Source organism: Aquirufa novilacunae, assembly GCF_045310505.1.
In the GTDB taxonomy this organism is placed as follows: domain Bacteria; phylum Bacteroidota; class Bacteroidia; order Cytophagales; family Spirosomataceae; genus Aquirufa; species Aquirufa novilacunae.
Map to the genome: position 1 here is coordinate 957,436 of NZ_JBEWZG010000001.1, position 13,731 is coordinate 971,166.

Genomic DNA, 13,731 nt, shown 5'->3' on the forward strand with positions numbered 1-13,731 from the left:
TTATTTTAAACCGTAATACGCTAAGATAGGATTTTGTATGGATTCAAACACTTTTTCCCGTAAAACAGGCAAATCTTCCATCGTCAAACCCACCGTCTCAAAGGGTGGGTGAATCTCTACATGCAAAGTGCCCGGACGCATCATCAACGTATCATCATCCATAATCTGGTGGTTATTATGAAAACTCATAGGTACGACAGGCACCTGCTGCTGAATCGCCATAATAAATGCGCCATCTTTCAGAGGATTAGCCATGTAAGGGAAGTTTTTGGAAATAATACCTCCCTCTGGAAAAATAACAATACTTCTTCCTGATTGCAACGCCCGAATAGAGCGACTTAAGGAACTGGCCCGGCTATTCTTATCAGAACGATCCACCAGGATATTTAAACGCGCATAGAGATACCCAAATAAAGGTATCTTCTTCATCGCGTTCTTACCCACAAAAGAAAAATAATGACGTATAATCACGACCACTACCGCAATATCGACATAGGAGAAATGATTCGCGCAGAACACGTAAGTTTGCTTCGGATCTGGCTTAAAGTGATGAGTCACCTTGATCCGAATACCAGCAAAAATAAAAAAGAGTTGCCCCCAAAGCCCGACAAGCCGATGAGCAACTCTTTTCCAAGACCGTCTTTGTAAAAAAACAAAGATGAACGGGTATAAAGCTAAAAATATCAGAACAAAAACGAGTCCCGCCCAAAAAGTGTACACCCCCTTTAAAACAGATGAAAGCAAAGAACTTTTGTTTTTCATAAACTTAAAGAGTGTGCTAAACCAAAGGTTTATTCAACTACACCTAATTGAACTGTATTTGTTTTCATATCTTGATTCGCAGGTACTGATAAGGTCGTTACGAAAATATCTCCTGTAGCTAATAAATTATCTTGCTTCAATTTATCCACCATGGCTGCTACCGTTTTCTCAGCATTACCCGTTCCCGGATCGTAGAAGAAAACACGAGCTCCCCAAAGAAGACCCATCGTCGACATCAATTCTTTATTCGATGTAAAGACGAACAAATCAGCTTTAGGACGGTGAGCTGATAAACGGAACGCCGTATAACCTGAATTCGTAATACATAAAATCGCTTTCGCTTTAGAATCACGTGCTAGACGACATGCTCCTGCAATTAAACGATCTTGCAACCCTACGTTTTCAGAAGTAGAGGCACTTAACGAGTGGTTTTTAAAGTAAATCGCCGCTTCGTTGCCTTGTACGATTTCAATCTCATTTTGTTGTTGCTCCACTACTTCGTGAATATGAGCCATCGTCTCCACCGCTTTCACAGGATAAGCTCCTGAAGCAGACTCACCACTTAACATTGTTGCAGATGCCCCTTGTAGAACGGCATTCGCCACGTCAGAAGTCTCAGCACGCGTAGGAACTGGATTCGTGATCATGGACTCTAACATTTGTGTCGCTACAATCACTGGTTTACCAGCGGCAGTACACTTCTCGACCATCACTTTTTGAAGGTAAGGAACGACTGCTCCATCCATTTCAACACCTAAGTCACCACGAGCTACCATGATAGCATCTGTCGCTGCAATGATCTCATCTAAATTATCAATGGCTTCCGGCTTTTCAATCTTCGCAATCACGCGTGTATTCTTACCGTAAGCTTTAATTTTCTCTTTAATATCCCAGATATCACTTGCTTTACGAACGAAAGAAAGAGCTACCCAATCCACACCGTGGTCTAAACCAAAGTATAAATCGGCTTCATCCTTCGGTGTTAAACAAGGTAAAGACACCTTTGTACCTGGTAGATTAATCCCTTTTTTCGATTTTAATATACCTCCGTAAATAACCTCAGTCACTACTTCCTTCTTCACCTTGTCTACAGAAAGCACTTTCACTTCTAAATTACCATCATCCATCAAAATGCGCTCGCCTGGATTCACATCTAAATACATGGATGTATAGGTAGTACCTACTTTCTCAGAAGTACCTAACAAATTTTCATCCATGGCGAAGATCAATTGTTGACCTGCCACTAAAGGTACCCCGTTATTCTCCACTAATTGGGTACGAATTTTAGGACCTTGTAAATCTTGAAGTACGGTTAAATTTAAACCCATTTCCTCAGAGATAGAACGAATAGTTTTTAAACGCTCTAAATGATCTTCATGCGTTCCATGAGAAAAGTTTAGGCGAAATACATTTACACCTGCTTTAGCTAATTGGATTAATGCTTCTCTTGATTCTGATGTGGGACCTACTGTGGCTACAATTTTTGTCTTGCGTTGATACGACATAATATGGATTAGATTCTATTAACTCTGCAAGTTACATTTATTACACAAAAAAAACCACCAAAAGGTGGTTTAAATTGTATTAAAATAAGATTATGGAATTAATTCTCCCACATTTCTGCCTCTTTATCTTGCAGCTGTTGCTCTAATTTTTGTGACTTAAGTAAGGCTGCTTTTCCATCTCCAAATTGATCAAAGATATCTTTGTTAGCTGCATTTCCTTTCTTGATAATACGGGCATTGAAAAAACGTAAATCAAATGCATCAGCCATATTACGGTGCTGCATTTCGTTTGTTGAATTAAACCAAATGCAATTCGGATTGCTTTTGAAGAATTTATATACATCTTTAAAACGGAAGGACGCTACGATATCTTCCAAACCTGCATCGGAGGCAGACGCTGGAATTTTCAATGTAATCGCCTGAATATCAAAGTACAAACGAGAACGCTTGCGATCGATGATGGCATCTTCTTTAATCTCTAAAATCGATAATTGCTTCGGGATGTAATATTCCACGCCAGCGACGATTGGGCCTTTGTCGAAATCATCTACGGCTGGCTTCTCCGCATTTGTTGTCTCTGCTTTCTTTGTTCCCCAACCATCATCAGCTCCACCACCGGTAGCAGGAGCAGCGGCAGGCTTTGCATCACCGCCAAAACCAGCGGCAATCTCTTCCGCCGTCAATCCGCCGTTTTCTAATTTTCCCTTAATTTTTAAGCGATCGATAAATTGATCTACACTTAATTTCGTATTTAACGAATCATTCGTGTAAGGAATCAAAAGACCCGCCTTGACACCATCAATTAAAAACTTCGAGATTTGATTATTTTCTGCAAAGAAGGGCTGATTGATCTTCTCATTCAAATCCATTCTACGCCAAATTTGAGCTCGGTATTGAATATCCGCCTCGTCAATTGGGTGCGCTGAATTAGGATTCGGATTCGACGAAGTTTCTTGCGCAAAAACGCCCAAAGAAATCAAACAAAATCCCAAAATTAAACTATGCTTCAACTTCATATACTTATGATTAATTCAATGGAATTACTTTCACAAACGAAAAAGGGATCGTTTCTACACTTCCTTTGAAATTCTTACGCTGTACACCTTTTACTTCAATACGGTAACGGTCACCTGATTGAGCTTGACCTGCTAGAGAAGAGATCGAACCACCACCTGGTAGGGTAACGGAAGCCACACGCTTCGTGCCACGAGCTAGTGCCACCTCAATTTCGGAGACACGGTAATTCGCATCCTCTGGATTCGTTGCGGCGAAAGATTCATCTGCGATGGCTTTGGCATTCACAAAACGTAAACCTGCCGCATTCTCACCACTCTTATCGTTCAATTCAGTACCCGAACTACCTACAATTTTAATATCAGGTCTAGGTACACGACGTACTCTAAACGTTTCTTTACCTAATAAAGTACCTGCATTGTTCACATTTAACGTCACCGTAGACGAAGTAGGTACAATCGTCACCTTGCCTTTGTTCGTTCCTGCAATTGCCTCACCACCTTCAGCCGAAAAGCTTGGATTCCAAAGCGCCCCTAAGCCAGCACTCGCTACACTCAAACGATTCGCACATCCTAAATAAAGAGCAGGCAAAGTTCCTGTCTCAATGTTATACGTAGGCTTTAACACAAAGTATTCCTTCGTGATTGTTTCCGTTTTAGGACCCGCTGGGCTCATATAAGAAACGGAGGCCGTATAGGTTTTCTTCGCTAAACCGTTTGCATCATATCCACCTCCAGAGGTTTTGAATTTGATTTGACCCCGGCCATCTACTACTTGCAACGGAGAACCATTATAACTCATACGCGGAGTGAATCCACTTGAAGTAGCCGCAATAAACACCTCAGCCTGGTATTCCATACCTGCCACCACTGTGTTTGCATTCGCAGAAACTTGCGCAAATACTTTGTCAAACTTAATCTCCTTCGCTCCTACTTTACCCGCTAATTGATTTAAAACTTCGGCCTCATAGCGGCGAATTTCTGATTGCTTTTGCGATAAAGTCGCTAAGGCAGCTGCTACAGGTGTATGCTCAAAATTGAATTCAGCAAAATCCTTGTTCGCTTGGTTCGGATCTTTCTGAGCAGATGGAATATCTTTTGCCTCTAAAGCCAAAGATGCAAACTTTGTACCTGGATCAGCTGCGGCTGTTAATTCCTTCAAATATTTGTCAAACATCGGAATCAATTTATAAGCCTCGCCTTGTTTCGCGCCACCTACCATGATTTCATAAATCTTCTCCTCCTCTTTCGGATTCTTGATATTACCCGTTTCAGGATCGATACCGCCAGCTGCTTCTAGCACCTGACCTTTTACGTTCTCGATATGACCAACTAAAGCATCCGTGATACGTCTAACTTCATTCGCTTTCTTCAACACATCTGCATAGGCAGCCGGATTAGGAAGCTCTTTAATCCGCTCCTCAATTCCTTGCACCATACCTTTACTTTTGTTCAGGGATGATTGATTTGCCATTTCTAAACTGCTATTTAACAAGGCAAATTTCTGCAATAAGGCATCACTCACCTGCAAGGCTAGCAAGGCGGTTAATACCAAATACATCATCCCGATCATTTTCTGCCGGGGGGTCTCTTTTAAACTTGCCATAATTAGCCTTTCATAGCTGTTAACATACTACCATATACTTGGTTCAAGGACTGAATATTTGCGTTTAACTTCGCTAATTCTGCCTTGAATAATTCTGCATCCTTTTGCGTGGCTGCGATGTGCTCTACGCTCGCATTTACATTGCCATAGAAACCGTTAATCGCTTTCATGTGCTTGCTAGCCTCTTGGATTTCAGCTTCGTATACTGCGTTTAATTTCTCTAAAGATTCACCCGCTTTCGCATAGTTTTGCGTGTATTTTGCCGCCTCAAAAGACGACGCAGAGATCGTAGCTAATGATTGTGATGCCTCAGAAACGGATTTATTTAAGCCACCTAAAGATTCCGCTGAAGTCGTTAATGATTTAACGAAATCTTGCGTAGCACCTGTTGCCTTCGAAATTTCAGATAAACTGTTCGCTGTATCGGTTAATGATTTTAAACTCTTTGTTAAATGAGCAACTGCCTCAGCATCTAAACCTGGAACATCACCTGTGTGACGTGCCGCTGCCGGACGTGGTGCCTCACCTGCTAATTCTGGATATACTTTTTCCCAGTCATACTGCTTTTCTGGAACTGATTTTAGATAAAGTACGCCAAATAAAATAAAGATAGCAGCCTCTGTAAACATACCGACCATCAACATCTCATTTGCACCAGTCCAGTGTAAAATTTTAAAAAGTGCTCCCACGATTACGATAGCGGCACCAAAACTGGCAATAACATTAATCGACTTTTCCATTTTGCTTATTCTTAATAATAATAGATTTAGTTTTATTTATTTATCTGGATGAAGGACGCCCTAAGTAACGCATCACGCATCTAAACCCAACATAGGATCTTTTGTTTTTCTCAAATTCAAACGTACGCGTACCCGTTTCTAAATAGTATCCAATATCCTTCCAAGAACCTCCACGAACTACTTTACGGGGATTTGACGCATCGCGATTCACCGAGTTCAAGTCCCAAGTAACCGCTGAAGCATTCTCCTCAAAGGCGTCTTCACACCATTCTGCTACATTACCAGCCATATTGTAAAGGCCGTAATCATTCGGGCTATAGGCATTTGCTGGAGCCGTATATTCGTAACCATCGGCATCGTAATTACCCCGATGAGGTTTGAAATTCGCTAATAAACAGCCCTTTGCATTCGATAAATACGGGTTACCCCATGGATATTTCGCTGAAGCCCGACCACCACGAGCCGCCCACTCCCACTCTGATTCTGTAGGTAAAGTGAAGCGAGGCAAAGCCGCTAGGCCCTGCGTCTTGCGGTAGCTATTCATTAATTTAGAACGCCAATCGCAGAAATATTTAGCTGCTGACCAGTTCACACCTACCACTGGATACATATCAAAGGCAGGGCTAGAGTAGTAATTCTCTGTCATCGGATCTCCATACGTAAAATCGCGGGTCTGATACCCTGGCATCTTTAAATCTTCTGACCAACGCGTCGTATCAGGATAGTAATCCGACATAATTTTCGTCTCTCCTAAAACTGATAAAGAATCGCGTAAAAGTGATTCCACAAACTGACGGTATTCGTAATTCGTAATCTCTGTATCGTCCATAAAAAAGGCAGATACCGTTACTCGACGTGGAAAATTGATTGCTGAACGAGATGGATCTTCATCACCTTGACCCATCAAATAACTACCTGATGGCACTAAAACCATGCCAAATGGAGTGGGCTGGGACCATCCTTTGCGATTTACCGCAACGATTTCTCCATTAAATACACCTGGATCTTCGGTAGCTGGCTTGAAAAACAAACCTTTTAAACCCTTTGACTTTGTAGACTTTGTAGAACTTAAGGTCTTTCCGCCTGTATTGCTTTTAGAGCCACAACTTTGAATCGCCAGTGCGAGCACCACAAGGGAAAATAACCAGACTAGTTTCTTATTCAGATTATGAAAATTCATATACCTATTTAAATTTCTGTTTTTCTAAACGTTTTAGACAACTTAAAATTGCCTCTCATCAAAAATAAACTCCTCACAGAATTAACAAATTCCTCAAATTTAAAGGATTATTCTAACAATTATGACAGGTTTTAAAATAATTTTAAAGGCCTCGCTATAAAATCCTGAACCTAGGGGTTCGGATGGGAGCAGGCTTCTGCCGAATACTTCTTTCAGGAATCCGGAACCTCAAAAACACTTCATGGGACAAAGGCTTCTTATTCAGAGAATTAGAGGTAGTTATATCCATCGCATAACCGATATCTAATTTGTTTTGAAGTACAGAAACACCTAGCAATCCCATAGCAGCATCCCCGTTTCGATAGGCTCCTCCAGCATAAATTAGTTTATTATAATAAACGCGAGCACCCGCTTCTGGGACGATTTGGCCAGAATAATAACGCACTAATCCATAAGGCAATAGATCAAAATAGTCACTTAGGTAGATTTCACCACTTCCATGCAGAGCAAAAACTCTTTCTAAAGGCATGAACGCTGTCGCCCCTCTAAAATCAAAAACAGGAGCCGTCAAATGGTCCGCCGTCAATCCTACCTGCCAGTTTTCTCTCGAATACACTACCCCTAAGCCTAGATCAGGCTGTGTCTGACTGATGGGTGAACCTGAAATCAAGTTAGCGACCGGATCATTGGGATCTCTAACTCGGAAAGCCCTACCATCGTACGCTTTCGTTTGCAAGCCAGCTGAAAGTCCAAAAGACCACATGCCCTCGCCTCGATTCAAATGATAGGCTCCTTGAAGCTGAACTAATTGCTGAGATACCCCAGAAGGTGTTTTATCAGAATAAAATTGAAGACCAAATCCAACGGAAGGAGCTAAACTAAAAGACCCCGCTAACCAAGCAGTACCCAAGGTACCACCACCGTCCGTCGAGGTGCTATAACCAGACCATTGGTCTCTCACTTGTAACGCCACATAATTAGCTGATTTCCAACCCGAATAGGCTGGATTAACGATGTTCGAATTAGCCGAAAAAATACTGAATTGAGGGCTTTGCTGGGCGAATGAAGGTAGACAAGTCAATAGCAGAAAGCATCCCAAAATCTGGGAAAAGCAACGCCTAGGTAGTAGACTCAATTGAAATGTCATTCGTTGGATGAAAATTGCTAGGCTAAAATAATAAAAAAGCCTCAAGGTATGAGGCTTTTTTATTATTTATTTACTTGCTTGATGTAATGTTCAAGAGCACCTGTCATGGAAGGCGCATTCGGCATAGGTGCCTGAATGTCGACAATTAATCCCGCATCAACCACTGCTTGTGCCGTCGTAGGTCCGAAAGCGGCTAATCGAGTGTTATTTTGTTTAAAATCCGGGAAATTGTGGAACAAAGAAGTAATACCAGATGGGCTAAAGAAAGCAATCACATCATAAAATACCTCTTCTAGATCAGATAAATCAGCCGAAACTGTTTCGTACATCACCGCCTCTGTTAACTGAAAGTCATTTGTGCCCATGTAATCTGGAAGGTCTTTTTGGCGCTTATTAGAGCAAGGGAAAAGGAATTTTTCCGTCTTGTGCTTCTTAATAATTTCCAAAAGATCTAACGCCGTTTTCGTTCCTGTAAAGACTTTACGCTTACGGATAACGATATATTTTTGTAAGTAATTCGCTGTCTGTTCCGTGATACAGAAATACTTCATATCAGTGGGCACCTCGATTTTCGCTTCTTTGCACATGCGGAAGAAGTGATCTATCGCGTGACGAGAAGTAAAAATGATAGCCGTATGTTGAAGAATTTCAATTTTCTGCTTTCTGAAATCCTTGTATGCGATTCCTTGTACTTGAATAAAAGGTCTAAAGTCCACTTTTACGTTGTACTTTTTTTCTATTTCAAAGTAAGGTGATTTTGCATCTGCAGGGGCAGACTGAGTCACTAAAATACTCTTAACTTTCTTTAATCGACTCGTTTCTTCGGTAGCAGTTTTACTCATAATCGTACAATTTTGGCCAGAAAAACACCGGCCCTAAAATTCAGAGTGCAAATATACGACAATTTTTTAGAGAAAATTATCCTGCATTAGATGTAAGTAGGAAAAATTAATTCCCTGATACCAAACAAGATAATCTGTCCTTCGATGATAAGAAGGTAGATAAAAAGAAACAAACGAGGGAAGGAAAAGCTGCGTTGGAAACTTTGGAAAAAATACACGAACCGAAACAGGAAATACCCATCCACTAAGTAAAGTACCGATGAAAAATCTATGGATTTGCTGGGCCCCACATACACGGCGTAAAAACAAATCGAGGCAAATAGAAGGGTAAAAAACTGCAAATTCGTCTGCAAGGATTTAAAATAGTGCACATTCGCTAATCCCTTCAACTTAAATAAGTCGGTGAATAAATAGTACACAAAATACCGGGAGATAAAGAGCAAGAAGGAAAGGCCCAGTTTAGAGAAGATAAAGAAAAAACTAGGCCAAAGCGCCACAAAATTATCTCCATTGCTAAAAAACTCATCTTTTTGAATCGTTTTAAAGCCCACTAAATAGGCTAAACACGAAGTAAGCAAGCTGAGTGTAAAAAGGACCAATACATTAGGCAAGGCAAAAGGGCGGCGCATCCAAACCTCATCCTTCACCTCCCAACGAATCCAATCTGAATAGCGGTAAAATGAGGTAAATACCCGAGGGTAAGCAGCAAAAAGTAAGCCCAAACAGGTCATTAGAGAGAGCAGACTCAATAAAAAGAAATTAGAAAAGGGAGCTCCTGACCTAGTTTGTAAGGAAAAGAAATCCGCCTTTTCAGCCACCACGACCTTTTCATCGCGTTCAACCTTGAAATCAGCAGGTAAACCCTGCAAATCTTCCAGATAAACCGTTAAAACTAGTTTATCCTCTTTCGCTAGGCTATCCATTGGAATTCGGTAGACCTCTCCTTTTCGGAGAGTCTTGAATAGCGTTCCTTGCAGAAAAAGGTGGTAATTTTCTGAGGGATAGATGGCTAGGTAGGCTTTGGGGAAATCACCTGGGTGGATTTCTAAAGACTTCGAATGGTAGGCATAATGCTTTGAGGACACATAAGGCAAGAAACTTTTCCAGGCTTCCTGGTAAACAAGCCAATCCCGATCAAAGGAATACACCTTTTTCCAAGCTGCTTGACCCGTAAAAGCCAATAACAACAAAGCCCATAAAAAAAATCTGCTCACCGTTTTTCGCGAAGAAATCAGATGAGCAGATTTTAAGAAGAAAGGAATCATTCCTTGAAATTAATTCAACTTATTTAGCAGCTAATGCTTTGATCATTGTCTCGCCAATATCAGCTGGAGAGTAAACCACGTGGATTCCACACTCTTGCATGATTTTCATTTTAGCTTCTGCTGTGTCATCAGCACCACCGATGATTGCACCTGCGTGACCCATACGACGTCCTTTCGGAGCTGTTTGGCCAGCAATAAATCCTACGACTGGTTTACGGTTACCGTCAGCCTTAATCCAACGTGCCGCTTCCGCTTCCATACCGCCACCGATCTCACCGATCATCACGATACCTTCTGTTTCTGGGTCATTCATTAATAATTCAACCGCCTCTTTCGTTGTTGTTCCGATGATAGGATCACCACCGATACCGATGGCAGTTGTTTGGCCTAAACCTGCTTTCGTTAATTGATCTACTGCTTCGTATGTTAAGGTACCTGATTTAGAAACGATACCTACGCGACCTTTTTGGAAGATAAAGCCAGGCATGATACCTACTTTACACTCATCAGCCGTCATTACACCTGGACAGTTAGGTCCGATTAAACGGCAGTCATAGTTTGAAATATATTCTTTTGCTACGATCATATCTTTCGTAGGGATACCCTCCGTGATACAAATAATCACTTTAATTCCTGCATCTGCCGCTTCCATAATCGCATCCGCAGCAAACGCTGGTGGAACGAAAATGATCGATGTATCTGCTCCTGTAGAAGCCACCGCATCCGCTACCGTATTGAAAATAGGGCGATCTAAGTGCTTAGCACCACCTTTTCCGGGAGTAACTCCACCTACCACTTGCGTGCCGTAAGCGATCATTTGCTCCGCGTGAAAAGTTCCCTCAGTTCCTGTGAAACCTTGAACAATAATTTTTGAATTCTTATTTACTAAAACACTCATTTGCTAGGGGTTATAATAACGTAGGCGAAAATTTTTTCCAAAGGTACAAAATATTGATAAAAATTATCAAAATCCTGATTGATAGACGAAATAAAAATGCGAACAATTTTTTTTGCGTAAATTGCCTTCTCTATGTTGAAGCACCTACATATTCAAAACTACTCGTTAATCGAACAACTCGACCTGCATTTAACAGGTGGGTTAACTGTGATTACGGGGGAAACAGGTGCAGGTAAATCCATTTTATTAGGGGCAATCTCCTTATTATTAGGCCAAAGAGCCGACAGCAAAAGCCTCTTCGATGCTTCCAAAAAATGCATCATCGAAGGGCAATTTTCGCTTTCCGCTTACCCACATTTAGAAGCCATTTTTGCAGAGGAAGAAATCGATTTTGAAGAACCTTGTTTAATCCGACGCGAGATCAATCCACAAGGAAAATCCCGCAGCTTCGTGAATGACACGCCGGTTAACCTAGAATCCCTGAAGCGAATCGGTAACGAATTAGTAGACATCCACTCCCAGCAAGATACGTGGTGGATGTCGCATCCAGACTTTACGCTGGATATGATTGATGCCTACGCGCAAAATGAAGGTTTGAAAAAAACGTATGCGAGCGCCTTTACTGCCTGGCAATCTAGTGTCTCCGATTTACGCGACTTGGAATCTGCCTCTTCGAAAGGATCCCAAGAAATAGACTTCATTCAGTTTCAATTTGATGAACTTAGTAAGGCTCAGTTAAAGGAGGGTGAATATGAGGCCTTAGATACAGCCGTTCAAAAGCTCCAAAACGCCGAGCAAATTCAAGAAAAGCTTGCGATTTTAGCACAGGCACTGAGCTTGTCCGAGGTTTCTGCTTTGCAGCAAAGTCGCATCGCTTTACAGCAGGCGACTGCTTTAAGCAAATGGGGAGAGAATTTTGCCGATTGGAAAACGCGCATCGAATCCATTTGGATCGAACTGAAAGATCTAGGTGCTGAAGTGGAGGGTGAGGCAGAAGATTTCATTTACGACCCCTTAGAATTAGAACAAAAACAGAAGCGATTAGATTTATTGAATCGCTTGCTGCAGAAATACCAGGTGAATTCCGTTGCCGATTTAATCGAAATGCTGAGCACTTTAGACTTGCGTCTTTCTCAGTATTCTTCGATGGATACCGTTTTAGCAGACGCTCGTGCTCGCGTGGAAACGGATTTTGTTCAGGCAACAGATGCGGCCGACTCCCTTTCTTCATCCCGTTCATCGGTTTTAGAGGCAATTTCAACTGCCTTAGTTATCTCCTTGCAATCGCTAGGAATACCGAATGCGTCTTTGTCTTGGGATCATACGGCCAAAGAACTAGCCGCAAACGGCTCAGACAAAATTCAATTACTGTTCTCGGCAAATAAAGGCCTTGCTCCTAAACCCTTCAAGCAAATTGCTTCTGGTGGTGAGATGAGCCGTTTGATGTTATCCATCAAACATTTATTAGCCAAGAAAAGAGTGCTACCCACCCTCATTCTCGACGAAATCGATACCGGTGTTTCGGGCGAGATTGCCATTAAAATGGGCCAAATGCTCAGCCAAATGGGACAAGGTCACCAAATTATTGCCATCACCCACCTGCCTCAAATTGCTGCCGCGGGATCCAAGCACTGGTTTGTTTACAAAGATCACGCCGGATCGAAAACTGTTTCGAACCTTCGCGAGTTACAAGAAGAGGAACGCGTGGAAGAAATTGCTAAAATGATCGGTGGGCAAAAAGGTTACAAGGATCTGTTAGGAAATGTTCGGAATTTAATACAGTCACATAAATGAAAAAATTACTAGTCCTCCCATTTTTATTCCTGGGATGTTCTCAAGCCGAGGAAAAGCTGAGTGAAGAATTGCAAGCAAAGGTCTTAGGTTTACATGATGTGCTCATGCCTCAAACGGAGCAAATCGTTTCCCTAAAATCGAAACTCGACAGCCTTTCGACGGGGGCAGATTCTGTTCACGTGAAGAAACTGATCGGAGCCTTAGATAAAGCAGATCAATCCATGATGGATTGGATGCACCAGTTTTCCATCGACAGTTTGGATAAAATGGAGGTAGATGCCAAAGTCATTTATCTAAAAAACCAATACCAACAATTAACTGATCTTCAAAAATTGACAGATTCTACCCTACATGCGGCTCAAAATTATCGTCCTTAATTTTCTGGTAGCCTTACTGGCTTTTTCTTGTTCCCAAGAGAAGAAATTGCCTTTCTTAGGCCCTAAAGAGGTGAATGCTAAAGGAGATACGGTATACCACCGAATCCCTTCCTTCCGTTTTTTAAATCAAGACTCCGTTTTTGTTAGCGAAAAGGATGTCGAGGGAAAGGTCTATGTGGCCGATTTCTTTTTTACCACCTGCCCTACCATTTGCCCTAAAATGAAAACGCAGATGTTGCGCATCTATGAGCGTTACAAGGACCGCGATGAGGTAAGAATCATTTCCCATAGTATTGACCCAGATTTTGACACGCCTAATGTATTAAAAGACTACGCGACTCGACTTCAAGTAAAAGCGCCTAAATGGAATTTATTAACAGGAGATAAGGCCGCAATTTATCAACTAGGCCAAAAAAGCTATATGGTTTCCGCCCAGGAAGACCCAAATGAAGCGGGTGGATTTGTGCACAGCGGCGCCTTTATTTTGGTAGATAAAAACCGACATGTTCGCGGTATATATGATGGCACGGTGGAAGCTGAGGTGAATCATTTGCTGGAGGATATGGAAATACTTTTAAAGGAATGATAAATGGTGAATGGTG

13 protein-coding genes are annotated in these 13,731 nt (G+C 41.7%); 3 read left to right on the forward strand and 10 right to left on the reverse strand.

Going from position 1 to position 13,731, the window contains the following annotated elements; all coding sequences use genetic code 11:
* From V7S74_RS04300 to sucD, 10 genes are all read right to left on the reverse strand, one after another.
* Nucleotides 1–558, reverse strand: a complete 558-nt coding sequence (locus V7S74_RS04300; protein ID WP_406777528.1) for a lysophospholipid acyltransferase family protein — start codon at nt 556–558, stop codon at nt 1–3.
* A gap of 233 nt (nt 559–791) precedes the next feature.
* Nucleotides 792–2,267 (reverse strand): pyruvate kinase, encoded by a 1,476-nt coding sequence (gene pyk, locus V7S74_RS04305; protein WP_406777529.1) that lies wholly within the window; start codon nt 2,265–2,267, stop codon nt 792–794.
* Nucleotides 2,268–2,365: 98 nt separating this feature from the next.
* Nucleotides 2,366–3,283 carry a gliding motility protein GldN gene (locus tag V7S74_RS04310; RefSeq protein WP_406777530.1) on the reverse strand — a complete coding sequence of 306 codons (918 nt, stop codon included), beginning with the start codon at nt 3,281–3,283 and terminating at the stop codon, nt 2,366–2,368.
* 10 nt (nt 3,284–3,293) lie between these two features.
* A complete protein-coding gene (gene porM, locus V7S74_RS04315) occupies nt 3,294–4,886 on the reverse strand; it encodes a type IX secretion system motor protein PorM/GldM (RefSeq protein ID WP_406777531.1) in 1,593 nt (530 codons plus the stop codon).
* 2 nt (nt 4,887–4,888) lie between these two features.
* The gene (porL, locus tag V7S74_RS04320) at nt 4,889–5,626 is read right to left on the reverse strand and encodes a type IX secretion system motor protein PorL/GldL (RefSeq protein WP_406777532.1); all 738 of its coding nucleotides are present in this window, start codon (nt 5,624–5,626) and stop codon (nt 4,889–4,891) included.
* Between the two features lie 40 nt (nt 5,627–5,666).
* Complete coding sequence (porK, locus tag V7S74_RS04325) at nt 5,667–6,806, reverse strand: T9SS ring complex lipoprotein PorK/GldK (protein ID WP_406777533.1); 1,140 nt, start codon at nt 6,804–6,806, stop codon at nt 5,667–5,669.
* Between the two features lie 154 nt (nt 6,807–6,960).
* Nucleotides 6,961–7,953 (reverse strand): PorP/SprF family type IX secretion system membrane protein, encoded by a 993-nt coding sequence (locus tag V7S74_RS04330; protein WP_406777534.1) that lies wholly within the window; start codon nt 7,951–7,953, stop codon nt 6,961–6,963.
* A gap of 62 nt (nt 7,954–8,015) precedes the next feature.
* Nucleotides 8,016–8,795: a uroporphyrinogen-III synthase gene (locus tag V7S74_RS04335; protein WP_406777535.1), complete on the reverse strand. Its 780-nt coding sequence runs from the start codon at nt 8,793–8,795 to the stop codon at nt 8,016–8,018.
* An 86-nt stretch (nt 8,796–8,881) separates the two neighbouring features.
* On the reverse strand, nt 8,882–10,009 hold the full coding sequence (locus V7S74_RS04340; RefSeq protein WP_406777536.1) for a hypothetical protein: 1,128 nt from the start codon (nt 10,007–10,009) through the stop codon (nt 8,882–8,884).
* Nucleotides 10,010–10,079: 70 nt separating this feature from the next.
* A complete protein-coding gene (sucD, locus tag V7S74_RS04345) occupies nt 10,080–10,958 on the reverse strand; it encodes a succinate--CoA ligase subunit alpha (RefSeq protein WP_406777537.1) in 879 nt (292 codons plus the stop codon).
* Between the two features lie 132 nt (nt 10,959–11,090).
* On the opposite strand from sucD, the gene recN reads away from it, so the two are divergent.
* From recN to V7S74_RS04360, 3 genes are read left to right on the forward strand one after another with little or no spacing between them, the layout of a single operon-like run.
* On the forward strand, nt 11,091–12,752 hold the full coding sequence (gene recN / locus V7S74_RS04350; protein WP_406777538.1) for a DNA repair protein RecN: 1,662 nt from the start codon (nt 11,091–11,093) through the stop codon (nt 12,750–12,752).
* The gene (locus V7S74_RS04355) at nt 12,749–13,129 is read left to right on the forward strand and encodes a hypothetical protein (RefSeq protein ID WP_406777539.1); all 381 of its coding nucleotides are present in this window, start codon (nt 12,749–12,751) and stop codon (nt 13,127–13,129) included. Before recN ends, V7S74_RS04355 begins: the two co-directional genes overlap by 4 nt.
* Complete coding sequence (locus V7S74_RS04360; RefSeq protein ID WP_406777540.1) at nt 13,104–13,715, forward strand: SCO family protein; 612 nt, start codon at nt 13,104–13,106, stop codon at nt 13,713–13,715. Before V7S74_RS04355 ends, V7S74_RS04360 begins: the two co-directional genes overlap by 26 nt.
* Nucleotides 13,716–13,731: the final 16 nt, after the last annotated feature.

What these genes read in the sequence shown, in the direction of transcription:
- pyk (WP_406777529.1), bottom strand. Translation starts at nt 2,267, where the DNA reads ATGTCGTATCAACGCAAGACAAAAATTGTAGCCACAGTAGGTCCCACA.
- V7S74_RS04310 (WP_406777530.1), bottom strand. Translation starts at nt 3,283, where the DNA reads ATGAAGTTGAAGCATAGTTTAATTTTGGGATTTTGTTTGATTTCTTTG.
- porM (WP_406777531.1), bottom strand. Translation starts at nt 4,886, where the DNA reads ATGGCAAGTTTAAAAGAGACCCCCCGGCAGAAAATGATCGGGATGATG.
- porL (WP_406777532.1), bottom strand. Translation starts at nt 5,626, where the DNA reads ATGGAAAAGTCGATTAATGTTATTGCCAGTTTTGGTGCCGCTATCGTA.
- porK (WP_406777533.1), bottom strand. Translation starts at nt 6,806, where the DNA reads ATGAATTTTCATAATCTGAATAAGAAACTAGTCTGGTTATTTTCCCTT.
- V7S74_RS04330 (WP_406777534.1), bottom strand. Translation starts at nt 7,953, where the DNA reads ATGACATTTCAATTGAGTCTACTACCTAGGCGTTGCTTTTCCCAGATT.
- V7S74_RS04335 (WP_406777535.1), bottom strand. Translation starts at nt 8,795, where the DNA reads ATGAGTAAAACTGCTACCGAAGAAACGAGTCGATTAAAGAAAGTTAAG.
- sucD (WP_406777537.1), bottom strand. Translation starts at nt 10,958, where the DNA reads ATGAGTGTTTTAGTAAATAAGAATTCAAAAATTATTGTTCAAGGTTTC.
- recN (WP_406777538.1), top strand. Translation starts at nt 11,091, where the DNA reads ATGTTGAAGCACCTACATATTCAAAACTACTCGTTAATCGAACAACTC.
- V7S74_RS04355 (WP_406777539.1), top strand. Translation starts at nt 12,749, where the DNA reads ATGAAAAAATTACTAGTCCTCCCATTTTTATTCCTGGGATGTTCTCAA.
- V7S74_RS04360 (WP_406777540.1), top strand. Translation starts at nt 13,104, where the DNA reads ATGCGGCTCAAAATTATCGTCCTTAATTTTCTGGTAGCCTTACTGGCT.